Origin of the sequence: Streptomyces sp. NPDC101219, assembly GCF_044767675.1 — a bacterium.
Lineage (GTDB): Bacteria > Actinomycetota > Actinomycetes > Streptomycetales > Streptomycetaceae > Streptomyces.
In genome coordinates this window covers 118277-141090 of sequence record NZ_JBIWOK010000001.1, presented here as the reverse complement: position 1 = coordinate 141090, position 22814 = coordinate 118277, and the positions used below count along the sequence as shown (strand labels likewise).

Below are 22814 nucleotides of genomic sequence, written 5' to 3'. Positions count from 1 at the left end.
ACGCGACCGGGCCCGCTCCCGTCGGGGAGCGGGCCCGGGGTGTGCCGCGGGCGGGTGGGCCGGTCAGGGCGCGGGCAGGTCGACCAGTCCGGCCAGTGCCTCGCGGTGGGCGCCTGCGGTGCCGTGGGCGAGCGCGTCGGCCTTGGCGCGCTTCAGACGCAGGTGCACCGGGTGCTCCCAGGTCATGCCGATCCCGCCGTGCAGCTGCAGCGCCTCCTCGGCCGCGTGGACGGCCACCGGGGCGGCGTACGCCTGGGCGACGGCGACCGCCACGTCGGTGTCCTCGCCCGTCGCCAGGGCGTCGGCGGCGTTGCGGGCGGCGGCGCGGACGCCGGCCACCTCCAGCCACAGCTGGGCCAGCCGGTGCTTGAGCGCCTGGAAGCCGCCGACCGGCCGGTTGAACTGCTTGCGCTCCTTGAGGTAGCGCACGGTCTCGGTCAGCGACCAGTCGGCGAGGCCCAGTTGCTCGGAGGCGAGCAGTCCGGCCCCGGCCCGCAGGGCACGGCGCACGGCGGGTGCCGCGTCGCCGAGCCGGCGGCCCGGCACGCCGTCGAGGGAGACCGTCGCCACCGGCCGGGTCAGGTCGAGCGACACCCGGGGGGTGACGGTGGCGGCGGTCGCGTCGACCGCGTACAGGCCGCCGTCGTCGGCGGGGACGAGCAGGACGTCGGCCGCGGCCGCGTCCGCCACCGAGGTCAGCTCGCCGTGGAGCAGGCCGTCCTCGGCGCGCACGGTCCGGTGGGCGCCGCCGGGCGGGACGTTCAGGGCGACCGCGAGCGCGCCGATCACCGTGCCGGAGGCCAGCTTCGTCAGCAGGTCGTCGGCCCCGCACTCCAGCAGGGCCTCGGTGGCGACGACGGCGCTGGTCAGGTACGGCACCGGCGCGACCGCGCGGCCCAGCTCCTCCAGGACGACGGCGGCCTCCCGGTGCGTGGCACCCTGGCCGTCGAGTTCCTCGGGGACGAGCAGTCCGGCGAGGCCCATGTCCTGGGCGAGCGCCTTCCACAGCGCGAGGTCGTGCGGGGCGGCCGACTCGGTCCGGGCGATCACGCCCGCCGGGTCACAGTGGTCGGTGAGCAGGTCCCGGACGGCGGCGCGCAGCGCCTCTTCCTCCGGCGAGTACAGCAGGTCGCTCATCGGGCCAGGTCCTTCCACGCGACGTCCTTGTCGGTGCGCGGCTCGGGCGGCAGGCCCAGGACACGCTCGGCGACGATGTTCAGCAGGACCTCGCTGGTCCCGCCCTCGATGCTGTTGCCCTTGGCACGCAGGTAGCGGTAACCGGCTTCCCGCCCGGTGAAGTTGACGAGCTGGGGCCTGCGCATCGTCCAGTCGTCGTACAACAGGCCCTCCTCGCCGAGGAGTTCCACTTCCAGGCCGCTGATCGCCTGGTTGAGGCGGGCGAAGCCCAGCTTCATCCCGGCGCCCTCGGGGCCGGGTTGGCCGACGGCGAGCTGCTGGCGCAGCCGTTCGCCGGTGAGGCGGGCCACCTCGGCGTCGACCCACAGGGCGAGCAGCCGCTGGTGCAGGTCGTGGGTGCGCAGGCCGGGCCGCTCGCGCCAGGTCTTCACGACCGGGCCGATCATGCCGCCCTCGCGGGGCAGCCGCATGCCGCCGATGGCGACGCGCTCGTTGTTGAGGGTGGTCTGCGCGACCCGCCATCCGTCACCGGTCTCGCCCAGGCGGTGGGCGTCGGGTATGCGGACGTCGGTGAGGAAGACCTCGTTGAACTCGGCCTCGCCGGTGATCTGGCGCAGCGGCCGCACCTCGACGCCGGGGTCGGTCATGTCGCAGACGAAGTAGGTGATGCCCCGGTGCTTGGGCACGTCCGGGTCGGTGCGGGCGATGAGGATGGCCCAGCGGGCCACGTGGGCGCTGGACGTCCACACCTTCTGTCCGTTGACGACCCACTCGTCGCCGTGGCGGACGGCGCGCGTGCCGAGGGCGGCCAGGTCGGATCCGGCGCCCGGCTCGCTGAACAGCTGGCACCAGACCTCCTCGCCCGTCCACAGGGGCCGCAGGAAGCGCCGCTTCTGCTCGTCGGTGCCGTACTGGAGGATGGTCGGCGCGGCCATGCCGAGGCCGATGCCGATACGCCGCGGGTCGTTGTCGGGCGCTCCGGCGGCGGCCAGTTCGGCGTCGACGACGGCCTGGAGGGCGCGGGGGGCGCCGAGTCCGCCGAGGCCCTCGGGATAGTGCACCCAGGCGAGTCCGGCGTCGAAGCGGGCGCGGAGGAAGTCGAGGCGGGCGGCGTCGGCGGACGGGGGGAGCGGGTCCCCGGCGGCGTCCGCCGGGGGTGCCGGCGGGATGTCGGCGGGCGGGTGGGCGGCCAGGAACTCCTGGGTGCGGCGGCGCAGTTCGGCGGCGTCCATCATGCGGCGGCTCCTTCCGTGGAGGGCAGCACGGCGACCCGGCCGGTGGTGACGCCGTCGGCGACCCGCTGCACGGCGGCCGCGGCCCCGGCGAGGGGGACGCGCTCGCTCACCAGGGGCTTGATCGCTCCCCGGGCGGCCAGGTCGGTGAGCTGCTCGTGGCAGTGCTGGACCAGCTTGGGGTTCCGGGTGTTGTACAGGCCCCAGTGGAGGCCGAGGATCGAGTAGTTCTTCACCAGGGCGTGGTTCAGGCCGGGGCTGGGGATGGACCCGCTCGCGAAGCCGATCACGACGATCCGGCCCTCGAAGGCGACGACCTTGGTGGACTGGGTGTAGGCCTGGCCGCCGACCGGGTCGTAGATCACGTCGGCGCCCCGGCCGCCGGTGGCCTCCTTGACGGCCGCGATGACGTCCTGCTCGCGCCGGTCGACGACGACGTCGCAGCCGAGTTCACGGGCGACGGCCGCCTTCTGCGGGCCCCCGACCACGCCGATGACGGTGGCGCCGGCGGCCTTGCCGAGCTGCACGGCGGCGCTGCCGACGCCTCCGGCGGCGGCGTGCACCAGCAGGGTCTCACCGGTCTGCAGCGCAGCCCGGCGGTGCAGGGCGAACCAGGCGGTCTGGTAGCCGATGTGCAGGGCGGCCGCCTCGGCGTCGTCGAGCGCGTCGGGGGCGGGCCGCAGCGCGTCGGCGTCCGCGACGGCGTACTCGGCGAAGCCGCCGTGCGGCAGGGCCGGGTTGGCGAGCACCCGGCGCCCGTCCTCGGTCTCGCCGCAGATCTCCACGCCCGGGGTGAAGGGCAGGGGCGGCCGGACCTGGTACTGGCCCCGGCACATCAGCGCGTCGGGGAAGTTGATGCCGGCGGCGCGCACCTTCAGCAGGACCTGACCGTCACCGGGTGTCGGTACCGGCGTGTCCGCGAGGCGCATCACCTCGCCCGGTTCTCCCAGCTCGTGTACTTGCCATGCCTGCATACGGAGCCTCCACGGGGTGCGCTCATGTGTTCCCCTGACCGGGTTCCCCGCATACTAAGCGGTCGCTTGCCGATCGGGGAACCATCGTGCCGGTCACGCTCCCCGGGGGCGTGCCCGCACGTGCATCCGCTCGCCCTGCGGGCCGAACAGACTGAGGAACTCCACGGGCCCCTCCCCGGTCGATCCGAACCAGTGCGGCACCCGGGTGTCGAACTCGGCAGCCTCCCCCGCCGTCAGCACCACGTCGTGCTCGCCGAGCACCAGCCGCAGCCGCCCGGAGAGCACGTACAGCCACTCGTAGCCCTCGTGCGTGCGCGGCTCCGGCTCCTGCTTCCGCTGCGGTTCCAGCACCTTGTACGCCTGGAGGCCGCCGGGCTGGCGGGTGAGCGGCCAGTGAGTGCGGCCGCCCCACACGATCGGCCGGGACCGCACGCGCGGGTCGCCCACCGGCGGTGCTCCGACCAGCTCGTCCAGCGGCACCTGGTGGGCCTGCGCGATCGGCAGGAGCAGCTCCAGACTGGGCTTGCGCAGCCCGGACTCCAGGCGGGAGAGCGTGCTGACGGAGATGCCGGTCGCCTCCGACAGCGCCGCCAGCGTCACCTCCCGGTCCTTCCTCATCCGCCGCAGCCTGGGGCCGACGTCCGCGAGAACTTCCTCCGTACTCATGACATCCATACTCATGACATCCATTGCAGAATCGGCAAAGTTGTTTGTCAATCCCGCAGGAGCGGCGGAAGGTCGGTGACGGAGGTGGTCACCATGACCGAGACACACGCACACACGCACTACGACGTGGTCGTCGTCGGGGGCGGCGCGGCCGGGCTGTCGGCCGCGCTGGTCCTGGGCCGGGCCCGGCTGCGCACCCTGGTCGTCGACGCCGGCGCCCCACGCAACGCCCCGTCGCCCCACATGCAGGGGTACCTCTCCCGCGACGGCATGTCACCGGCCGAGTTCCTGGCCGTCGGCCGGGAGGAGATCGCCCGCTACGGCGTCGAGCTGGTCCGGGGCCGGGTCACCGACGTGACCCGGGGCGACGGTTTCACCGTCGCGGTGGACGGCTCGGCTCCGGTCCGGGCCCGGCGGCTCGTCGTCGCGACCGGGCTGAAGGACGAGCTGCCGGACGTCCCCGGCGTCGCCGAACGCTTCGGGCGGGACGTGCTGCACTGCCCGTTCTGCCACGGCTGGGAGGTCCGGGACGAGCCCTTCGGGGTGCTCGCCGCCACCCCGGCGAGCGTCCACCAGGCGCTGATGGTCTCCCGCTGGTCGAAGGACGTGACCCTGTTCCTGCACACCGTCGCCGAGTCGGAGCTGACCGACCAGGACCTGCGCCGCCTGGCCGCCGCCGGGGTCGACGTGGTGCCCGGTGAGGTCGCCGGGCTCGTGGTCGAGGACGACCGGTTCACCGGCGTGCGCCTCGCCGACGGCTCCGTGCACCCGCGCGGCGTGCTCTACGTCGCCCCGCGGCCCCTGCCGCGGACGGGCCTGCTGGAGCGGCTGGGCGCCGAGCTGGAAGAGACCCCGTTCGGCGCCTACCCCGTGGTCGACGCGACGGGCCTGACGACGGTGCCGGGCGTCTGGGCGGCGGGCAACGCGATCGGCTTCTCCGAGCAGGTGATCCACGCGGCCAGCGGCGGGTACCGGGCGGCGGCTGCCATCGTCGGCGACCTCCTCATGGAGGACCTGGACGCGGCCGTCACCCCGTAGGCGCGGAAGGCGGCCCCCCGGGGACGCCCTGGCGCCCGGCGCGGTCCGGGTGTGCGCGGGGGGCTCGCGTAGCACCATGGCTGCATGCTGCTGACCCGGCTGGCCCACGTGTCCCGGGAGGTCGCCGCCACGTCGGCGCGGTCCCGGAAGATCGACCTGCTCGCCGAGCTGTTCCGGGAGGCGGAGGCGGACGACGTGCCGATCGTCATCCCCTACCTGGCGGGCCGGCTGCCGCAGGGGCGGATCGGCGTGGGCTGGAAGGCCCTCGGTGCGCCGGTCGAGCCGGCCGCCGAGCCCACGCTGACCGTGCGGGAGGTCGACGCCGCCCTCACCCGGCTCGGCGCGGTCTCCGGCGCCGGCTCGCAGGCCGAGCGCGCCCGGCTGGTCGGCGCACTGATGGGCACCGCCACCGCGGAGGAACAGCGGTTCCTCGTCGGTCTGCTCACCGGCGAGGTCCGCCAGGGCGCACTGGACGCGGTCGCCGTGGAGGGCCTGGCGCGGGCCACCGGGGCGCCCGCCCCGGACGTACGGCGGGCGGTGATGCTCGCGGGCTCCCTGCAGACGGTCGCCGAGGCCCTGCTGGCGGACGGTCCCGAGGCCCTGGCCGCGTTCCGGCTCACCGTCGGGCGTCCCGTGCAGCCCATGCTGGCGCACAGCGCCTCCTCGGTCGCGGAGGCGGTCGAGAAGCTGGGGACCTGCGCGGTCGAGGAGAAGCTGGACGGCATCCGCGTCCAGGTGCACCGCGACGGCGACACGGTCCGCGTGTACACCCGCACCCTCGACGACATCACCGACCGGCTGCCCGAGGTGACCGCGGCGGCGCGGGAGTTGCCGGGCGAGCGGTTCATCCTGGACGGGGAGGTCATCTCCTTCGACGGGGACGGCCGCCCCCGCTCCTTCCAGGAGACCGCGGGGCGGGTCGGCTCGCGGACCGACGTGACGGCCGCCGCCCGTGAGGTGCCCGTCGCCCCCGTCTTCTTCGACGCCCTGTCCGTCGACGGGCGTGACCTGCTCGACCTGCCGTTCACCGGCCGGCACGAGGAGCTCGCCCGGCTCGTCCCGGAGCCGATGCGGGTGCGGCGCACCCTGGTGTCCGGCCCCGGGGACACGGCGCGGGCCGAGGTGTTCCTCGCCGAGACCCTCGCGCGCGGCCACGAGGGCGTCGTCGTCAAGGCGCTCGACGCGCCGTACAGCGCGGGGCGGCGCGGCGCGTCCTGGCTGAAGGTGAAGCCGGTGCACACGCTGGATCTCGTGGTGCTGGCCGCCGAGTGGGGGCACGGCCGCCGCACCGGCCGGCTGTCCAACCTGCACCTGGGGGCCCGTACCGCCGACGGTGGTTTCGCCATGCTCGGCAAGACCTTCAAGGGCATGACCGACGCCATGCTGGCCTGGCAGACCGAGCGGCTGCGCGAGCTGGCCGTGGAGGAGAGCAGCCAGGTCGTGACCGTGCGCCCCGAGCTGGTCGTGGAGATCGCCTACGACGGCCTGCAGCGTTCCACCCGCTACCCGGCCGGGGTCACCCTCCGCTTCGCCCGGGTGGTGCGTTACCGGGAGGACAAGCGCCCCGAGGAGGCGGACACCGTCGAGGCGCTGCTCGCCGCGCACCCCGGGGTGCTGCCGTGAGCGGCGCGCGCAGCGCCGGTCTGCTGCTGTTCCGGCGCACCGGCCCGGAGGTCGAGGTGCTGCTCGGGCACATGGGCGGCCCGTACTTCGCCCGCCGGGACGCGGGTGCGTGGACGGTGCCCAAGGGCGAGTACGAGCCGGACGAGCCCGCCTTCGACGCGGCCCGCCGGGAGTTCCGGGAGGAGCTGGGCGTGGCGCCCCCGGACGGGCCGGCGCTGCCGCTCGGCGAGGTCCGGCAGGCCGGGGGCAAGACGGTCACGGTGTGGGCCGTGGAGGCCGATCTGGATCCGGCCACGGTGGTGCCCGGGACGTTCACGATGGAGTGGCCGCCGAAGTCGGGACGCACGCGCGAGTTCCCCGAGCTGGACCGGGTGGCGTGGCTGCCGCTGGACCGGGCCCGTGCGGTGATCGTCTCCGCGCAGACGGCGTTTCTCGACCGCCTCACGGAGCACTCGTCCTGAGAGCCCTCCCGCGTTGCGCCGCCCCACGGCGCGCGGGAAGGTCGATACGCGAAGCCCGTCCCCAGGGAGGTCAGCCATGCCCATCGCAACGGTGAATCCGGCGAACGGCGAGACGCTCAAGACGTACCAGGCCATGGGCGAGGAGGAGGTGGAGCGCCGCCTGCAGCTCGCCGAGGCCACGTTCCGCACCTACCGGACGACCACCTTCGACGAGCGGGCCCGGATGCTGCACCGGGCCGCCGACGTCCTCGACGAGGACCAGGACGAGGTCGCCCGGATGCTGACCACGGAGATGGGCAAGCCGCTCCGGCAGGCGCGCGCCGAGGCCGCCAAGTGCGCCAAGGCGATGCGCTGGTACGCCGACAACGCGGCGGACCTCCTCGCCGACGAGGAGCCCGACGCCTCGGACGTGAAGGACTCCGGGGCGTCCCGGGCGCTGGTGCGGTACCGGCCGCTTGGTCCGGTGCTGGCGGTGATGCCGTGGAACTTCCCGCTGTGGCAGGTGGTCCGGTTCGCCGCGCCCGCGCTGATGGCGGGGAACGTGGGGCTGCTCAAGCACGCCTCGAACGTGCCGCAGACGGCGCTGTACCTGGAGGACCTGTTCCACCGGGCGGGCTTCCCCGAGGGCGCCTTCCAGACGCTGCTCATCGGCTCGGCGGCGGTCGACGACGTGCTGCGGGACGAGCGGGTACGGGCCGCCACCCTCACCGGCAGCGAGCCGGCCGGGCGGGCGGTGGCGTCCACCGCCGGAGAGATGATCAAGAAGACGGTGCTGGAGCTCGGCGGCAGCGACCCGTTCGTCGTGATGCCGTCCGCCGACGTGGAGCGGGCCGCGCAGGTCGCGGTCACCGCGCGGGTGCAGAACAACGGGCAGTCCTGCATCGCCGCCAAGCGGTTCATCGTGCACACCGACGTCTACGACGCGTTCGCCGAGCGCTTCACCGCGGGGATGAGGGCCCTGACGGTGGGCGACCCGATGGAGGACGGCACGGACGTCGGGCCACTCGCCAGCGAACAGGGGCGGACCGACCTGGAGGAGCTGGTCGACGACGCGGTGCGGTCCGGGGCCACCGTCCTGTGCGGCGGCGAGCGGCCCGACGGCCCCGGCTGGTTCTACCCGCCGACGGTGCTGGCGGACATCACGCGCGAGATGCGCATCCACCGCGAGGAAGCCTTCGGCCCGGTCGCGACCCTGTACCGGGCGGCGGACCTGGACGAGGCGGTGCTGATCGCCAACGACTCCCCCTTCGGCCTCAGTTCGAACGTCTGGACGCGGGACGAGGACGAGGTGGACCGGTTCGTCCGGGACCTGGAGGCCGGCGGGGTGTTCGTGAACGGCATGACGGCGTCCCACCCGGGGCTCCCCTTCGGCGGGGTCAAGCGGTCGGGCTACGGGCGTGAGCTGTCCGGGCACGGAATCCGCGAGTTCTGCAACATCACCACGGTTTGGCACGGTGCGTGATGCTTCCGCGACTACGATCCGCTCTGTGAACCGCGAAGTGACTCTGCCTCTGATCGTCGACGACAGCGGAACCCTGCAGGTGGCCGCGGCCGACGTCAGCAAGCTGCTCCGCACGGTGGGCGGGCGGTGGCTGCGCCTGGTGGAGTCCGGGGAGCAGAAGCTGGACGAGGACACCGTCGCGGCGCTCACCATCGAGCTGGCGAAGCTGGCCGACCGCATCGACGTGGCCTGCATCGCGCACAGCAGCGGGAGCTGACCGTCCTTCGCCGCCGCCGGGCCGCACGGGCCCGGCACACGCACGGGGAACGACCCGGTGGTGCTGTCCGCACCGCCGGGTCGTCCGTGTCCGGGCCGGGTCAGCGGATGGGCATGCCCGACAGGGTGCGGGCGATCACCAGGCGCTGGATCTCGCTGGTGCCCTCGAAGATGGTGTAAATGGCGGCATCCCTGTGCATCCGCTCGACCGGGTACTCGCGCGTGTAGCCGTTGCCGCCGAGGATCTGGATCGCCTGGGCGGTGACCTTCTTGGCGGTCTCGCTGGCGTACAGCTTGGACATGGACCCCTCCGCGGCCGTGAACGGCTTGCCGTTGACGGCCATCCAGGAGGCCCGCCACACCAGCAGGCGGGCGGCGTCGATCTGGGTGCGCATGTCGGCGAGCTGGAAGGCGACGCCCTGGTTGTCGATGATCGGGCGGCCGAACTGCTCACGCGTGGTGGCGTAGTCCAGGGCGACCTCGTAGGCGGCGCGCGCGGTGCCGACGGCCATGGCGCCGACCGCGGGGCGGGACGCCTCGAAGGTGGCCATGGCGGCGTTCTTGACCCGGTCGCCGCCCTTGCGGGCCTTCTCGCGGGCGCGGGCGAGCCGCTCGTCCAGCTTCTCCTTGCCGCCGAGCAGGCAGGAGCCGGGGATCCGCACGTTGTCGAGGATCACCTCGGCGGTGTGCGAGGCGCGGATGCCGTGCTTCTTGAACTTCTGGCCCTGGGCCAGGCCCGGGGTGCCCGGCGGGACGATGAAGGAGGCGTGGCCCTTGGAGCCGAGGTCCGGGTCGACGACCGCGACGACGACGTGGACGTTGGCGATGCCGCCGTTGGTGGCCCAGGTCTTGGTGCCGTTGAGCACCCACTCGTCCTTGACCTCGTCGTAGACCGCGCGCGTGCGCATCGAGGCGACGTCGGAGCCGGCGTCGGGCTCGGAGGAGCAGAAGGCGGCCACCTTGACATCGTTGACGTCGCCGTACATCTGGGGGATCCAGGTGCCGATCTGCTCCTCGGTGCCGTTGGCGAGGACGCCGACGGCGGCGAGGCCGGTGCCGACGATCGACAGGGCGATGCCCGCGTCGCCCCAGAACAGCTCCTCCATCGCCATGGGGATGCCGAGGCCGGTTGCGTCGAAGTACTGCTGGGCGTAGAAGTCGAGGGAGTAGATGCCGACCTTGGCGGCCTCCTGGATGACCGGCCAGGGAGTCTCCTCACGCTCGTCCCATTCGGCGGCGGCGGGGCGGATGACATCGGCGGCGAAGCCGTGCAGCCAGTCCCGCACCTCCTTCTGTTCGTCGTTGAGCTCCATGGTGAACTCGGCCATGACTCCTCCAGCGGCGGCACACGTGCATGTTACTTGCGGTAACCGCAGTCTGTTACCGGTCGGTAGGGAAAGTCAACTCCTCCGGACCCCTCATATCCCGTTCGGAGGACCGGACGCCGTCAGTGCTAGTTTGCGCAGGCGTCACCGAATCAGCACGGGTGGGGAGAGCACATCATGGACACCACACAGCGGACCGACCAGCAGCGGTCCGCCGACCGCCGCCGGCGCGAGCTGCTGGAGGCCGCCGACCGGGTGGTGCTGCGCGACGGCCCGGGCGCCTCGATGAACGCCATCGCCGCCGAGGCCGGCATCACCAAGCCGATCCTCTACCGGCACTTCGGTGACAAGGGAGGACTGTACGCGGCCCTGGCCAAGCGGCACACCGACGCGCTGCTCGACTCGCTGCGGGCCGCGCTGGACGCCCCGGCCGACCGCCGCGAGCGGGTCGAGGCCACCCTGGACACCTACCTCGCGGCGATCGAGCTGCGCCCGCAGGTGTACCGGTTCCTCATGCACCCGGCGGAGGGATCCCCGGGCGACCAGGGCTTCGACGTCGGCAAGCACTCGGCGCCCCTGCTGCGCCGGATGGGCGAGGAACTCGCCCAGGTCATCGAGGAGCGGCTCGACCTCGGTCCGGCCAGTCACCAGCTGGCCCGCGTCTGGGGCCACGGCATCGTCGGCATGATGCACGCGGCCGGTGACTGGTGGCTCGGCGAACGGCCCTGCACGCGGGCCGAGTTGGTGGCCGGACTGGCCGATCTGCTGTGGGGCAGGCTGGCGGAGGCCGGCGACCGGGTCGGCGGCCCCGGCTTCTGACGCCTCAGCGCCGGCCCCAGGCGGCCCGGGCGGCCTGCCGCAGCAGCCGGCGCCGGCGCCACCCCGTCAGACGGTCGGCGTAGACGCGGCCGTCCAGGTGGTCGCACTCGTGCTGCAGGCAGCGGGCGAAGAACCCGCTGCCGTGGACGGTGACCGGCTCGCCGGTCACCGTGAACCCCTCGACGACCGCGTGGTCGTGACGCTCGGTGCCCGCCTCCAGGCCCGGCAGGGACAGACACCCCTCCGGGCCGCGCAGCACCACACCGTCCGTCTCGACCAGGCGCGGGTTCACCACGTGCCCCAGGTGCCGGACGTCCTCGTCGTCAGGACAGTCGTAGACGAAGACCCGCAGCGGTTCGCCGATCTGGTTCGCGGCCAGGCCCACGCCCTGGGCCGCGTACATCGTCGCGAACAAGTCCTCCACCAGGCGGGCCAGTTCGGGACCGAAGTCGGTGACCTCGCGGCACGGGGCGTGCAGCACCGGGTCGCCGAACAGGGTCAGGGGCCGCACACGTCCGCGGACGCCGGGGATGGAACCGTGTCGCATGGCGGCAAGGGTACGGTCCTTGCGGCAACGTCCGTCCCACCACGGTGCCGCGGTTCTGGAGTGCGAAGCGCTCTCGATAGGCTGAGGCCCACACCACGTGACCGTCCCCCACCGGCGCGGCGCGTACGCAAGGAGGATCGAGAACTGATGGCAGGCAACTCGGACCCGCTCACGCCGCGGGCCAAGCTGGCCGTGACCGCCGGCAAGGCGGTCGCGGCCGCATCACGCGCCGCCGGGCGCGGCAGCGGTTCGGTGATCGGTGGCCGGGTGGCACTGAAACTCGACCCCGACCTGCTCGCCCGGCTCGCCCAGCACCTGGACGTCACCCTCGTCTCGGCGACCAACGGCAAGACCACCACCACGCGGCTCATCGCCGAGGCGCTCAAGGCGGCCGGCCCGGTCGTCTCCAACGCCCTCGGCGCCAACATGCCGGCCGGCATCACCTCGGCCCTCGCGGCCGGCGCGGAGTCCCGCTTCGGTGTCATCGAGGTCGACGAGAAGTACCTCGTCGGCGTCGCCCAGGCCACCGACCCGAAGTGCATCGCGCTGCTCAACCTCTCCCGCGACCAGCTCGACCGCGCCGCCGAGACCCGGATGCTCGCGGAGAACTGGCGCGAGGGGCTGGCCGGCTCCAAGGCCGTCATCGTCGCCAACGCCGACGACCCGCTCGTGGTGTGGGCGGCGTCCTCCTCCCCCAACGTGATCTGGGTCGCCGCCGGACAGATGTGGAAGGACGACGCCTGGTCCTGCCCGTCCTGCGGCGGTGTGATGCAGCGCCCCGGCGACGACTGGTTCTGCGGCGAGTGCGGCTTCCGCCGCCCCACCCCGAGCTGGGCCCTGTCCGGCGACCAGGTCCTGGACCCGCACGGCTCCGCGTGGCCGATCCACCTGCAGCTGCCCGGCCGCGCCAACAAGGCCAACGCGGCGAGCTCCGCGGCCGTCGCGGCCGTGTTCGGCGTGCCGCCGCAGGTCGCCCTGGAGCGCATGTACCAGGTGCAGGCCGTGGCCGGACGCTACGACGTCGTCCAGTTCCAGGGGCGCGACCTGCGCCTGCTGCTCGCCAAGAACCCCGCGGGCTGGCTGGAGACGTTCTCGCTCATCGACCCGCCGCCCACCCCGGTGATCCTCTCCGTCAACGCGCGCTCCGCGGACGGCACCGACACCTCCTGGCTGTGGGACGTCGACTACACCCGGCTGACGGGCCACCCGATCTGCGTCGTCGGTGACCGCAAGCTGGACCTCGCGGTCCGCCTGGAGGTCGCCGACCAGCAGTTCCAGGTGTGCGAGGACCTCGACCAGGCGGTGCAGCAGTGCCCGCCCGGCCGGATCGAGGTCATCGCCAACTACACCGCCTTCCAGGACCTGCGCCGTCGCGTCGGCAACTGACGTCCCGGCACCCCGACGCACGACGTACTCACAAGGACAGTGACTTCATGAGCGACAACAGTCTGCGGGTCGTCTGGATCTACCCCGACCTGCTCAGCACCTACGGCGACCAGGGCAACGTGCTCGTGGTGGAGCGCCGGGCGCGGCAGCGCGGGCTCGACGTGGCCCGGCTCGACGTGCGCAGCGACCAGCCGATCCCGACCTCCGGCGACATCTACCTGATCGGCGGCGGCGAGGACCGGCCGCAGCGGCTCGCGGCGGAGCGGCTGCGCCGGGACGGCGGACTGCACCGGGCGGTGGAGAACGGCGCCATCGTCTTCTCCGTCTGCGCCGGCTACCAGATCCTCGGCCACGAGTTCATCAACGACCTCGGCCAGCGGGAGCCCGGCCTCGGGCTGCTGGACGTGGTGTCGGTGCGCGGTGAGGGCGAACGCTGCGTGGGCGACGTGCTCGCGGACATCAACCCGCAGCTGGGGCTGCCCCCGCTGACCGGCTTCGAGAACCACCAGGGCGTCACCCATCTGGGCCCCACCGCCCGCCCGTTCGCCCAGGTGCGCTTCGGCAACGGCAACGGCACCGGGGACGGCACGGAGGGCGCGTTCAACGACACCGTGTTCGGCACGTACATGCACGGCCCGGTGCTCGCCCGCAATCCGCAGATCGCGGACCTGCTGCTGAAGCTGGCGCTCGACGTCAACGCGCTGCCCCCGACCGACGACCGCTGGTACGAGGCCCTGCGCAACGAGCGCATCGCCGCCGCGCAGCAGCCCGCGTAGGGCGCCGTCCGCCTGCTCGCACCCCGGTCCGGACCGTCGCGGACCGGCCCGTCTGACGGCTGGTCCGCACAGGTGAGCGGGGTCGTCCAGCAGGCGGACGCGTGCTACGGCGCGGCCCCCCGGTGGGGCTAGGGTGGCGGGGATCGAGCCGGACAGCGCGGTCCGGTCCCGGCCCACTCGAGAAGGTTGTTTCGGGCTATGCGCATTGGTGTCCTCACGTCCGGCGGCGACTGCCCCGGCCTGAACGCCGTCATCCGGTCGGTCGTGCACCGTGCCGTCGTCGACCACGGCGACGAGGTCATCGGTTTCCGGGACGGCTGGAAGGGCCTCCTGGAATGCGACTACCTCAAGCTGGACCTCGACGCGGTCGGCGGCATCCTGGCCCGCGGCGGCACCATCCTCGGCTCCTCCCGGGTCCGTCCGGAGCACCTGCGGGACGGCGTGGAGCGGGCCCGGGGCCACGTCGAGGAACTGGGCCTCGACGCGATCATCCCGATCGGCGGGGAGGGCACCCTGAAGGCGGCCCGGCTGCTGTCGGACAACGGCCTGCCGATAGTGGGCGTGCCGAAGACCATCGACAACGACATCGCCGTCACGGACGTCACCTTCGGCTTCGACACGGCGGTCGGCGTGGCGACCGAGGCCCTGGACCGGTTGAAGACCACCGCCGAGTCGCACCAGCGGGTGCTGATCGTGGAGGTCATGGGCCGTCACACCGGCTGGATCGCGCTGCACTCCGGCATGGCGGCCGGCGCCCACGCGATCGTGGTGCCGGAGCGTCCCTTCGACATCGACGAGCTGACCGCGAAGATCGGGGCGCGGTTCTCGGCCGGCAAGCGGTTCGCCATCGTGGTGGCCGCCGAGGGCGCCAAGCCCCGCCCCGGGACGATGGACTTCGACGAGGGCGGCAAGGACGTCTACGGCCACGAGCGCTTCGCGGGGATCGCGCGACAGCTCTCCCTCGAACTCGAGACGCGCCTCGGCAAGGAGGCCCGCCCGGTCATCCTCGGTCACGTGCAGCGGGGCGGGACGCCGACGGCGTACGACAGGGTGCTGGCCACCCGGTTCGGCTGGCACGCGGTGGAGGCCGTGCACCGGGGCGAGTTCGGACGGATGACCGCGTTGCGCGGGACGGACATCGTGACGGTGCCGCTGGCCGAGGCGGTGGCGACGCTCAAGACGGTGCCCGAGGAGCGCTACGCCGAGTCGCAGTGCGTGCTGTAGGTCCTCGCGGCCGCTGAAAGCCGCCCCCGGTCGCAGCCGCGGCCGGGGGCGGTTCTAGTCTGGGTCCGGACAGACAGCGCACAACCCCCACGAAACAGGAGCCGGCGGATGGATCACAGCGGGCACGGCATGACGATGGATCTGCCGCCGTTCACGCTGGGGCGCGGACTCGCCTGGTCGGCGGACCCGTTCTTCCTCGTCGCCTGCGCCCTGGGACTGGCCCTCTACGTCTGGGGCGTGGTACGGCTCACCCGGCGCGGCGACAAGTGGCCGGTGGGGCGGACCGTGTCCTTCGTCCTCGGCGTGCTGAGCGTCGCGCTGATGATGTGCACCGCGCTCAACGACTACGGCATGGTCATGTTCACCGTGCACATGGTGCAGCACATGGTGATCAGCATGGTCTCGCCGATCCTGATCCTGCTCGGCGCCCCCATCACGCTGGCGCTGCGCGCCCTGCCGACGGCCGGACGGGGCCGCAAGGGCATCCGCGAACTGCTGCTGATGCTGCTGCACAGCCGGTACATCCGGGTGATCACCCACCCGCTGTTCACCATCCCGATGTTCATCGCGAGCCTGTACGCGCTGTACTTCACCCCCGGATTCGACTTCCTGATGGGCTCCCGGGTGGGGCATGTCGTGATGATGGTGCACTTCCTCGCCGTGGGCCTGGTCTTCTTCTGGCCGATCATGGGCGTGGACCCCGGCCCGCACCGGCCGAACCACCTCATGCGGATGCTGGAGCTGTTCGCGGGCATGCCGTTCCACGCCTTCTTCGGCATCGCCCTGATGATGGCGACCACGCCGATGGTCTCGACGTACGAGAACCCGCCCGCCTCGCTGGGCATCGACGCGCTCGCGGACCAGAACGCGGCCGGCGGCATCGCCTGGGCGTTCAGCGAAGTACCGTCCGTGCTGGTGCTGATAGCGCTGCTGTTCCAGTGGTACGCCTCCGAGCAGCGGCAGGCCAAGCGCAAGGACCGGGCCGCCGACCGGGACGGCGACAAGGAACTCGAGGCGTACAACGCCTACCTCGCCTCGCTGCACGCTCGGGGCAGCTGAGTCCCGTCTCGCACATCTCTTCACTTTCGCCCCGATTCGCCCGGAAGGGTGCCCTCCGTCAGTAGCATGACGCTCCAGGGTGCAACCGCCGGGGGGAGCGGTCATGTCACTGCGCGCGTGGACGTCCGGACCGGGCCGGTTCGTGGCCGGCCGCTACGAACTGCTGCACCGGCTGGGCGGCGCCGGGGGCCGGGTCTGGCTGGCGCTCGACCACGAGCGCGTGGTCGAGGTCGTCCTCAGGGAGGCCGCCCCGGCCGCCCCCGGCGGCGCGGGCCCCCGCTGCGCGGACGTCCTGCGGGGCCACCCGCACGTGGCCGGGGTGCACGACGTCCTGGACGACGGGGGGCGCCGGTGGACCGTCACGGAGTACGTGGCCGGTGCCGTCCACCTGCGGGAGCTGGTCGCCCGGCGCGGACCGCCGGCCCCGGCGGCGGTCGCACGGATCGGTCTGGCCGTCCTCGACGCGCTCACCGCCGGGCACGCGCGGGGGCTGACCCACGGGGACGTGAGCGCGGCGAACGTCCTGCTCGCCCCGGACGCCACCGGCGCGCCCCACGGGCGGGTGCTGCTGGCGGGGTACGGCATCGCCGGGCCGGACGCCGGGAGCAGCCGGGGGCCCGCACCGCAGAGCGCGTCGGCACGGGCCGGGGGCGGACCGCCAGGGCCCGCCGGTGATCTCTTCGCCCTGGGGCGCACGCTGTACTTCGCGGTGGAGGGCCGCGACCCCTTCGACGCGCCTCCCGGGACGGCGCCCCGGCCGGAGCCACGGGCGCCGGTGCGGGCCGGCGCGCTGGAGCCCGTCCTGCGGGGGCTGCTGGTGTGTGACCCTCGGCGGCGCACGACCGCGACGGCCGCCGGTGCGGAACTGGAGCGGATCGTCCTGCCCCACTCGGAGTCGCAGCTGCGGCCGCGGACCGACCCGGTGTCCGAGCCGCCCTGGGGCGACCTCTCCCGCACGACTCCGGTCACCGGTTCCCGCACCGCCCCCGCGCCCCGGCCGGGCGGTGCCCGGCGCCGCCCCCGGCCGTACACCCTGCGGGCCCTCCTCGCGGGCGGCCTCGGACTCGCCCTGTCGCTGGGCGGGGCCTGGTACGCCCTGGCCGACCGGACCGGCGGGGGCGGCGGCCCGGCGGCGCTGCCCTACGGGGAGGCCGTGGGGCTGGCCGAGCCGCTGCGGGAGGGGGACTGCGTGCTGGCCGACTGGCCCACGGCCCGCCGCTTCGCCGGCGCGCCCCGGCTCACCGTCGACCCGAGCTGCGCGGACCGGGCCCCCGACGGCCAGGTCATGGCCGTGGTGGAGGCCGCCTCCGCCGAGGAGGCGCGGGACCACGGTGCGGCGCGCTGCGAGGAACGGACCAGGCAGGCCCGCGAGCGGCTGGCCGACGTCCGCTGGGTCGCCGTCGTGCCCCCTGCGGAGGGTTTCGAGGCGGCCGGGAGGCGCACGGCCTGTCTGGTGCTGGGGGCGCACGGGCCGGTGTCCGGCCCGCTGGGCGACCGCCGCCGGTTCGGCACCGAGTTCGCCGACACCGCGACCATGCAGCGCCGGGACTGCCTGGACGCGACACCCCGCGGGACGGCCCGGCTGGTGCCGTGCGGCGGGCGGTACGAGGAACAGGTGCTCGGATTCACCCGACTGGGCGAAGAGGACGTCCCTCGCGCGGGGGCCGGGCGGGGGGCGGCCGTCGAGGCCTGCGCGCGGGAGGTGCCGCCGCGTGACTACGGCTTCGACCCGTCCCTCTACGTGTCCGGGGCCTGGACCAGCGACAAATCATGGCAAACCGGCCCACAGGTCGCCGTGTGCACCGTGAAGCGGCGCAACGGGGGCACCATGGAGGGAACCGAACCATGAGGAGGGTGTCGCGATGCCCGGTTCTGCGAACGGTTCCACTCCGGTGAAGACGATGGGGGCGCTCACCATCGGCGCCCTGGTCGCCGTGACGGCCTACACGGTGGCGCTCGGCAGCAACGGCTGGCTGTGGTTCGGCTGGGTCGTGCTGGGCGTGATCACCCTCGGAGTCGCGGCCACGCGCAGCTGAGGCCCGCGCGTGGCAGCACACCTCCTTGGTTCACTTCGGGGCGAGCCGCCCCGCGGAATGGACCCCGGGCTGGTATTTCGGCAGCCGTACGGTGATCTTCATGCCGGCCCCCACGGCGGTCTCGATGACGAGCCCGTGGTCGTCGCCGTAGACCTGCCGGAGCCGGTCGTCGACGTTGGACAGGCCGATCCCGCCGGTGGAGCCGGTCTCGTGGGCGAGGATGCGGCGCAGTGTGCCGGGGTCCATTCCGGCGCCGTCGTCCTCGATCACCACGAGGGCCTCGGCGCCGGCGTCCTGGGCGGTGATCTGGATGTGGCACTTGTCGGCCTTGCCCTCCAGGCCGTGTTTGACGGCGTTCTCCACCAGGGGCTGGAGGCACAGGAAGGGCAGCGCGACCGGCAGCACCTCGGGGGCGATCTGCAACGTCACCGAGAGCCGGTCGCCGAAGCGTGCCCGCACCAGGGCCAGGTAGTGGTCGATCGCGTGCAGTTCGTCGGCGAGGGTGGTGAAGTCCCCGTGCCGGCGGAACGAGTAGCGGGTGAAGTCGGCGAACTCCAGGAGCAGTTCCCGGGCCCGCTCGGGGTCGGTGCGCACGAACGAGGCGATCACGGCCAGTGAGTTGAAGATGAAGTGGGGGGAGATCTGCGCCCGCAGGGCCCGGATCTCGGCCTCGATGAGCCGGGTGCGGGACTGGTCGAGGTCGGCCAGCTCCAGCTGGACGGACACCCAGCGGGCGACTTCCCCGGCGGCCCGCACGAGCACCGCGGACTCCCGTGGCGCGCAGGCGACCAGGGCGCCGTGCACCCGGTCGTCGACGGTGAGCGGCGCCACGACCGCCCAGCGCGCCGTGCAGTCGGCCGTGTCGCAGGTCAGCGGGAACGCCTCTCCGCGGCCGGTGTCGAGCGGACCGGCGAGGCGTTCCATGATCTCCGCACGGTGGTGGGCGCCGACGCCGTCCCAGACCAGCACCTGTTCGCGGTCCGTGAGGCACAGGGCGTCCGTGCCGAGCAGGGAGCGCAGTTTGCGGGCCGACTTGCGGGCGGTCTCCTCGGTCAGGCCGGCCCGCAGCGGGGGTGTGGCCAGGGAGGCGGTGTGCAGGGTCTCGAAGGTGGCGTGCTCGACGTCGGTGCCCAGTCCGGCCAGGCCCGCCGGGCGGGCGGTGCGCCGGCCGAGCCAGAAGCCGGCGGCCAGCAGCGGCAGCACGGCGACCAGCAGTCCGGCCAGGAAACCGCTCATGCGGACACCTCCGTGCGCAGTTCCTCCGGCAGGTGGAAGCGGGCCAGGACGGCCGCCGTGCCGGGCGGCACCCGGCCGGGGGTGGCCAGCGACACGAGGATCATGGTGAGGAAGCCCAGCGGCACCGACCACAGCGCGGGCCAGGCGAGCAGCGCGTGCCAGGCGCCCTCGCCCGGGTAGCCGGCCATGGTCGCGGCGACCGCCAGGAAGGCGGCGCCGCCGCCCACCAGCATCCCGGCCGCCGCACCGGGCGGGGTCAGCCGGCGCCACCAGATGCCGAGGACCAGCAGGGGACAGAACGACGAGGCCGACACGGCGAAGGCCAGACCCACGGCGTCGGCCACCGGCAGGCCGCCGACGAGGAGGCTCCCGGCGAGCGGGACGGCCATCGCCAGTACCGTGCCCAGCCGGAAGTGGCGCACCCCCCGGGAGGGCAGCACGTCCTGGGTGAGCACCCCGGCGACGGCCATGGTCAGTCCGGACGCGGTGGACAGGAAGGCGGCGAAAGCCCCTCCCGCCACCAGGGCGCCGAGCAGATCGCCGCCCGCTCCCCCGATCATCAGCCCGGGCAGCAGCAGGACGGCGGCGTCCGCGTTGCCGGTGAGGGTGAGCTCGGGCGCGTACAGGCGGCCGAGCGCGCCGTAGAGCGGCGGCAGCAGGTAGAAGGCGCCGATCAGGCCGAGGACGGCGACGGTGGTGCGGCGGGCGGCGACGCCGTGCGGGCTGGTGTAGAAGCGCACCACGACGTGCGGCAGGCCCATGGTCCCGAAGAACGTGGCGAGGATCAGGCCGTACGTGGCGTAGAGCGGGCGTTCCTCACGGGACTCGGCCCGGGACGGCGAGAGGGCGTCGTCGGCGCCCTGCCCGGCGGAGGGCACCTCGGCGCCCTCGGCGAAGGTGAGGCGGGTGCCGGCGGCGATGTGGTGGGCGCCCGCGGGGAGGGTGACCTCGCCGCCGGTGTGGCGGCGGCCGTCGACGGTGCCGTCGACGGTGACGCTGAGCGGCTCGTCGAGCCGGAGGGTGAGGCTGTCCTCGATCCGGACGGCGCGCTGCTCGCGGAAGGCCGCCGGTTCGTCGAAGGTGTGGCGGGGGGCTCCGTCGCCCTGCCAGGCGAGGACCAGGAACAGGGCGGGGACGAGCAGGGCGGTGAGTTTGAGCCAGTACTGGAAGGCCTGGACGAAGGTGATGCTGCGCATGCCGCCGGCGGCGACGATGGCGGTGACGACGACGGCGACGCTCACCCCGCCCAGCCAGTCGGGCGCGCCGGTCAGCACGGTGAGGGTGAGCCCGGCGCCCTGGAGCTGCGGCAGCAGGTAGAGCCAGCCGACGCCGACGACGAACGCCCCGGCCAGCCGGCGCACCGCCTGGGAGGCCAGCCGGGCCTCGGCGAAGTCGGGGAGGGTGTAGGCGCCGGAGCGGCGCAGCGGGGCGGCGACGAACAGCAGCAGCACGAGGTAGCCGGCGGTGTAGCCGACCGGGTACCAGAGCATGTCCGGGCCCTGTACCAGGACGAGTCCGGCGATGCCGAGGAAGGACGCGGCGGACAGGTACTCGCCGCTGATGGCGGCGGCGTTGAGGCGGGGTCCGACGGTGCGGGAGGCGACGTAGAAGTCGGAGGTGGTGCGGGATATGCGCAGGCCGAAGGCGCCCACGAGGACGGTCGAGATGAGCACGAGGGCGACGGCGGGGACGGCGTAGCTGGAGTTCACGGCACTGGCGGTCCCGGTCTCAGCGGTCCTCGACGAGCCGCACGAAGTCGCGTTCGTTGCGTTCGGCGCGGCGCACGTACCAGCGGGCGAGCAGGACGAGCGGGGCGTACAGGCCGAAGCCGAGCACCGCCCACTCCAGGCCGGCGTCGGGGGCGGCGGCGAAGACCAGCGGCAGCGGCCCGATGAGCAGGATCAGCACCGCGAACACGGTGAGTCCGGCGCGCAGTTGGATGCGCATCAGGGAGCGCACGTAGGTGTGGCCGAGGGTGGTCTGCTCGTCGATCTCGGTGCGCGGGCGGTAGTAGCCGAAGGCACGGCGCGCGCGGCGGGGCGGTCCGGTGACGACCACGCGGCGCTCGGTGGGGTCCTGGGGCATGGCGTCGTCCTTCTCTATCCCGCGGTCCGGCGCATCAGCAGGTCGCGCAGTTCGCGGGCGTGCCGCCTGCTGACCTGGAGTTCCTCGGTGCCGATCAGCACGCTCACCGTACCCGCGTCCAGCCGGAGTTCGCCGATGTGGCCGAGGGCGACCAGGTGGCGGCGGTGGATGCGGACGAAGCCGCGCGAGCGCCAGCGCTCCTCGAGGGCGGACAGCGGGATCCGCACCAGGTGGCTGCCGCGGTCGGTGTGCAGCCGGGCGTAGTCGCCCTGGGCCTCGACGTGGGTGATGTCGTCCACGGCCACGAAGCGGGTGACCCCGCCGAGTTCGACGGCGATGTGGTCGGGGTCGGGTTCGTGCACCGGGATGCGCGGGGCGCTCTCGCGCGGGGCGGGGACGCGCCGTTCGGCGATCCGGCGGACCGCCTCGGCCAGGCGTTCCTTGCGGACGGGTTTGAGGACGTAGTCCACGGCCTTGAGTTCGAAGGCCCGGACGGCGAAGTCCTCGTGGGCGGTGACGAACACGACGAGCGGCGGCCGGGCGAAACCGGACAGCAGGCGGGCCAGGTCGAGACCGTCCAGGCCCGGCATCTGGATGTCCAGGAAGACGACGTCGATGGCGTCGGGTCCGTCGGGGCCGGACTCCAGGGCGCGGTTGATGCGGCGCAGCGCCTCGGTGGCGTCCGAGGCGCCCTCGGCGCTGCCGACCCGGGGGTCGGCGTTGAGCAGGTAGAGCAGTTCCTCCAGTGAGGGGCGTTCGTCGTCGACGGCGAGGGCGCGCAGCATGGCCGGGAGTCTAGGGCCGAACGCCACGTCTGGACACGCCCCCGGGTCGACGTTCCCGCAGGACAGGGTGGTGGACGGTTGCCGGGGGCGGCGGGTGGCGCTGGATACAGTGCCGCCATGAACAGCAGGCCCACGCCGTTCGACGAGCTCGACCGCAAGATCGTCAATGCCCTGATGGCGAACGCCAGGACGTCCTTCTCCGAGATCGGGGCGGCCGTCGGGCTGTCGTCGACGGCGGTCAAGCGCCGGGTGGACCGGCTGCGGGAGACCGGGGTGATCACCGGCTTCACGGCGACGGTGGAGCCGTCGGCGCTGGGCTGGCGCACCGAGGCGTACGTGGAGGTGTACTGCGAGGGCGCGGCGCCGCCGCGGCGGCTGGCGGAGGTGGTGCGCAACCATCCGGAGATCGCCGCGGCGATGACGGTGACCGGTGGCGCGGACGCGCTGCTGCATGTGCGGGCGCGGGACGTGGAGCACTTCGAGGAGGTCCTGGAGCGCATCCGTGCCGAGCCGTTCGTGCGGAAGACGATCAGCGTCATGGTGCTGTCCCACCTGATCCCGGACAGTCCGGAGGCGGGTGCCAGCCAGCCAGCACCGGAAGGCGCAGCAGACGTGCGCCAGGAGGGGTGAAGACGCAGCGTTCGTGCGCGAACGCGCAGCTGATGTCGCTTGTCTGCCGCCCAGGGGT

General features: G+C 73.5%; 23 protein-coding genes. 13 read left to right on the top strand and 10 right to left on the bottom strand.

Annotated features, from left to right (window positions below):
* Window positions 1–63: 63 nt before the first annotated feature.
* The 4 genes from ACIRPP_RS00715 to ACIRPP_RS00700 all read right to left on the bottom strand — a co-directional run bounded on the left by ACIRPP_RS00715 (window position 64) and on the right by ACIRPP_RS00700 (window position 4009).
* Entirely contained in the window at window positions 64–1137 is a 1074-nt protein-coding gene (locus tag ACIRPP_RS00715; protein WP_403636747.1) for an acyl-CoA dehydrogenase family protein, read from the bottom strand.
* Window positions 1134–2372, bottom strand: a complete 1239-nt coding sequence (locus ACIRPP_RS00710) for an acyl-CoA dehydrogenase family protein (RefSeq protein WP_403636746.1) — start codon at window positions 2370–2372, stop codon at window positions 1134–1136. Before ACIRPP_RS00710 ends, ACIRPP_RS00715 begins: the two co-directional genes overlap by 4 nt.
* The gene (locus ACIRPP_RS00705) at window positions 2369–3343 is read right to left on the bottom strand and encodes an NADPH:quinone oxidoreductase family protein (RefSeq protein ID WP_403636745.1); all 975 of its coding nucleotides are present in this window, start codon (window positions 3341–3343) and stop codon (window positions 2369–2371) included. The genes ACIRPP_RS00710 and ACIRPP_RS00705 overlap by 4 nt, the downstream gene beginning before the upstream one ends.
* A 93-nt stretch (window positions 3344–3436) precedes the next feature.
* Window positions 3437–4009: a helix-turn-helix domain-containing protein gene (locus ACIRPP_RS00700; RefSeq protein WP_403637547.1), complete on the bottom strand. Its 573-nt coding sequence runs from the start codon at window positions 4007–4009 to the stop codon at window positions 3437–3439.
* Between the two features lie 93 nt (window positions 4010–4102).
* On the opposite strand from ACIRPP_RS00700, the gene ACIRPP_RS00695 reads away from it, so the two are divergent.
* The 5 genes from ACIRPP_RS00695 (at window position 4103) to ACIRPP_RS00675 (ending at window position 8849) form a co-directional block, all read left to right on the top strand.
* Window positions 4103–5047: an NAD(P)/FAD-dependent oxidoreductase gene (locus ACIRPP_RS00695; RefSeq protein WP_403636744.1), complete on the top strand. Its 945-nt coding sequence runs from the start codon at window positions 4103–4105 to the stop codon at window positions 5045–5047.
* An 84-nt stretch (window positions 5048–5131) separates the two neighbouring features.
* Window positions 5132–6670 (top strand): ATP-dependent DNA ligase, encoded by a 1539-nt coding sequence (locus ACIRPP_RS00690; RefSeq protein WP_403636742.1) that lies wholly within the window; start codon window positions 5132–5134, stop codon window positions 6668–6670.
* On the top strand, window positions 6667–7131 hold the full coding sequence (locus tag ACIRPP_RS00685; protein ID WP_403636741.1) for an NUDIX domain-containing protein: 465 nt from the start codon (window positions 6667–6669) through the stop codon (window positions 7129–7131). The genes ACIRPP_RS00690 and ACIRPP_RS00685 overlap by 4 nt, the downstream gene beginning before the upstream one ends.
* 76 nt (window positions 7132–7207) lie before the next feature.
* Window positions 7208–8593, top strand: a complete 1386-nt coding sequence (locus ACIRPP_RS00680; protein WP_403636739.1) for an NADP-dependent succinic semialdehyde dehydrogenase — start codon at window positions 7208–7210, stop codon at window positions 8591–8593.
* A gap of 25 nt (window positions 8594–8618) precedes the next feature.
* Window positions 8619–8849, top strand: coding sequence for a DUF6213 family protein (locus ACIRPP_RS00675; protein WP_164338628.1), 231 nt, complete (start codon window positions 8619–8621; stop codon window positions 8847–8849).
* 100 nt (window positions 8850–8949) lie between these two features.
* Here the strand turns inward: ACIRPP_RS00675 and ACIRPP_RS00670 are convergent, their stop codons facing one another.
* Window positions 8950–10176, bottom strand: a complete 1227-nt coding sequence (locus tag ACIRPP_RS00670; RefSeq protein ID WP_403636738.1) for an acyl-CoA dehydrogenase family protein — start codon at window positions 10174–10176, stop codon at window positions 8950–8952.
* A gap of 174 nt (window positions 10177–10350) precedes the next feature.
* On the opposite strand from ACIRPP_RS00670, the gene ACIRPP_RS00665 reads away from it, so the two are divergent.
* Window positions 10351–10992 (top strand): TetR family transcriptional regulator, encoded by a 642-nt coding sequence (locus ACIRPP_RS00665; protein WP_192229411.1) that lies wholly within the window; start codon window positions 10351–10353, stop codon window positions 10990–10992.
* A 4-nt stretch (window positions 10993–10996) separates the two neighbouring features.
* Here the strand turns inward: ACIRPP_RS00665 and def are convergent, their stop codons facing one another.
* A complete protein-coding gene (gene def / locus ACIRPP_RS00660) occupies window positions 10997–11539 on the bottom strand; it encodes a peptide deformylase (protein ID WP_403636737.1) in 543 nt (180 codons plus the stop codon).
* 147 nt (window positions 11540–11686) lie between these two features.
* On the opposite strand from def, the gene ACIRPP_RS00655 reads away from it, so the two are divergent.
* The 6 genes from ACIRPP_RS00655 (at window position 11687) to ACIRPP_RS00630 (ending at window position 18020) form a co-directional block, all read left to right on the top strand.
* Window positions 11687–12925 (top strand): MurT ligase domain-containing protein, encoded by a 1239-nt coding sequence (locus ACIRPP_RS00655; RefSeq protein ID WP_403636735.1) that lies wholly within the window; start codon window positions 11687–11689, stop codon window positions 12923–12925.
* Between the two features lie 47 nt (window positions 12926–12972).
* The gene (locus ACIRPP_RS00650; RefSeq protein ID WP_192229409.1) at window positions 12973–13701 is read left to right on the top strand and encodes a type 1 glutamine amidotransferase; all 729 of its coding nucleotides are present in this window, start codon (window positions 12973–12975) and stop codon (window positions 13699–13701) included.
* Window positions 13702–13899: 198 nt separating this feature from the next.
* Entirely contained in the window at window positions 13900–14925 is a 1026-nt protein-coding gene (locus tag ACIRPP_RS00645) for a 6-phosphofructokinase (protein WP_164443049.1), read from the top strand.
* A 108-nt stretch (window positions 14926–15033) separates the two neighbouring features.
* On the top strand, window positions 15034–15984 hold the full coding sequence (locus ACIRPP_RS00640) for a cytochrome c oxidase assembly protein (RefSeq protein ID WP_403636733.1): 951 nt from the start codon (window positions 15034–15036) through the stop codon (window positions 15982–15984).
* A 103-nt stretch (window positions 15985–16087) separates the two neighbouring features.
* Window positions 16088–17833 carry a septum formation family protein gene (locus tag ACIRPP_RS00635; RefSeq protein WP_403636731.1) on the top strand — a complete coding sequence of 582 codons (1746 nt, stop codon included), beginning with the start codon at window positions 16088–16090 and terminating at the stop codon, window positions 17831–17833.
* A 13-nt stretch (window positions 17834–17846) separates the two neighbouring features.
* On the top strand, window positions 17847–18020 hold the full coding sequence (locus tag ACIRPP_RS00630; protein ID WP_192229406.1) for a hypothetical protein: 174 nt from the start codon (window positions 17847–17849) through the stop codon (window positions 18018–18020).
* Window positions 18021–18050: 30 nt separating this feature from the next.
* Here the strand turns inward: ACIRPP_RS00630 and ACIRPP_RS00625 are convergent, their stop codons facing one another.
* The 4 genes from ACIRPP_RS00625 to ACIRPP_RS00610 are packed head-to-tail and all read right to left on the bottom strand — an operon-like array spanning window position 18051 to window position 22126.
* Complete coding sequence (locus tag ACIRPP_RS00625; protein ID WP_403636729.1) at window positions 18051–19256, bottom strand: sensor histidine kinase; 1206 nt, start codon at window positions 19254–19256, stop codon at window positions 18051–18053.
* Window positions 19253–20965, bottom strand: coding sequence for a cation acetate symporter (locus tag ACIRPP_RS00620; protein WP_403636728.1), 1713 nt, complete (start codon window positions 20963–20965; stop codon window positions 19253–19255). The genes ACIRPP_RS00625 and ACIRPP_RS00620 overlap by 4 nt, the downstream gene beginning before the upstream one ends.
* Window positions 20966–20984: 19 nt before the next feature.
* Window positions 20985–21341: a hypothetical protein gene (locus ACIRPP_RS00615; protein WP_403636726.1), complete on the bottom strand. Its 357-nt coding sequence runs from the start codon at window positions 21339–21341 to the stop codon at window positions 20985–20987.
* 14 nt (window positions 21342–21355) lie between these two features.
* Complete coding sequence (locus ACIRPP_RS00610) at window positions 21356–22126, bottom strand: LytTR family DNA-binding domain-containing protein (protein ID WP_164345811.1); 771 nt, start codon at window positions 22124–22126, stop codon at window positions 21356–21358.
* A 117-nt stretch (window positions 22127–22243) separates the two neighbouring features.
* Between ACIRPP_RS00610 and ACIRPP_RS00605 the strand changes: the two genes are divergently transcribed.
* Window positions 22244–22756 carry an Lrp/AsnC family transcriptional regulator gene (locus tag ACIRPP_RS00605; RefSeq protein ID WP_403636725.1) on the top strand — a complete coding sequence of 171 codons (513 nt, stop codon included), beginning with the start codon at window positions 22244–22246 and terminating at the stop codon, window positions 22754–22756.
* The last annotated feature ends 58 nt before the right edge of the window (window positions 22757–22814 follow it).

Bases quoted from the DNA above. Each gene is read 5' to 3' on its own strand.
- ACIRPP_RS00715 (WP_403636747.1), bottom strand. From the start codon at position 1,137: ATGAGCGACCTGCTGTACTCGCCGGAGGAAGAGGCGCTGCGCGCCGCC.
- ACIRPP_RS00710 (WP_403636746.1), bottom strand. From the start codon at position 2,372: ATGATGGACGCCGCCGAACTGCGCCGCCGCACCCAGGAGTTCCTGGCC.
- ACIRPP_RS00705 (WP_403636745.1), bottom strand. From the start codon at position 3,343: ATGCAGGCATGGCAAGTACACGAGCTGGGAGAACCGGGCGAGGTGATG.
- ACIRPP_RS00700 (WP_403637547.1), bottom strand. From the start codon at position 4,009: ATGAGTACGGAGGAAGTTCTCGCGGACGTCGGCCCCAGGCTGCGGCGG.
- ACIRPP_RS00695 (WP_403636744.1), top strand. From the start codon at position 4,103: ATGACCGAGACACACGCACACACGCACTACGACGTGGTCGTCGTCGGG.
- ACIRPP_RS00690 (WP_403636742.1), top strand. From the start codon at position 5,132: ATGCTGCTGACCCGGCTGGCCCACGTGTCCCGGGAGGTCGCCGCCACG.
- ACIRPP_RS00680 (WP_403636739.1), top strand. From the start codon at position 7,208: ATGCCCATCGCAACGGTGAATCCGGCGAACGGCGAGACGCTCAAGACG.
- ACIRPP_RS00670 (WP_403636738.1), bottom strand. From the start codon at position 10,176: ATGGCCGAGTTCACCATGGAGCTCAACGACGAACAGAAGGAGGTGCGG.
- ACIRPP_RS00665 (WP_192229411.1), top strand. From the start codon at position 10,351: ATGGACACCACACAGCGGACCGACCAGCAGCGGTCCGCCGACCGCCGC.
- def (WP_403636737.1), bottom strand. From the start codon at position 11,539: ATGCGACACGGTTCCATCCCCGGCGTCCGCGGACGTGTGCGGCCCCTG.
- ACIRPP_RS00655 (WP_403636735.1), top strand. From the start codon at position 11,687: ATGGCAGGCAACTCGGACCCGCTCACGCCGCGGGCCAAGCTGGCCGTG.
- ACIRPP_RS00650 (WP_192229409.1), top strand. From the start codon at position 12,973: ATGAGCGACAACAGTCTGCGGGTCGTCTGGATCTACCCCGACCTGCTC.
- ACIRPP_RS00645 (WP_164443049.1), top strand. From the start codon at position 13,900: ATGCGCATTGGTGTCCTCACGTCCGGCGGCGACTGCCCCGGCCTGAAC.
- ACIRPP_RS00640 (WP_403636733.1), top strand. From the start codon at position 15,034: ATGGATCACAGCGGGCACGGCATGACGATGGATCTGCCGCCGTTCACG.
- ACIRPP_RS00635 (WP_403636731.1), top strand. From the start codon at position 16,088: ATGTCACTGCGCGCGTGGACGTCCGGACCGGGCCGGTTCGTGGCCGGC.
- ACIRPP_RS00630 (WP_192229406.1), top strand. From the start codon at position 17,847: ATGCCCGGTTCTGCGAACGGTTCCACTCCGGTGAAGACGATGGGGGCG.
- ACIRPP_RS00625 (WP_403636729.1), bottom strand. From the start codon at position 19,256: ATGAGCGGTTTCCTGGCCGGACTGCTGGTCGCCGTGCTGCCGCTGCTG.
- ACIRPP_RS00615 (WP_403636726.1), bottom strand. From the start codon at position 21,341: ATGCCCCAGGACCCCACCGAGCGCCGCGTGGTCGTCACCGGACCGCCC.
- ACIRPP_RS00610 (WP_164345811.1), bottom strand. From the start codon at position 22,126: ATGCTGCGCGCCCTCGCCGTCGACGACGAACGCCCCTCACTGGAGGAA.
- ACIRPP_RS00605 (WP_403636725.1), top strand. From the start codon at position 22,244: ATGAACAGCAGGCCCACGCCGTTCGACGAGCTCGACCGCAAGATCGTC.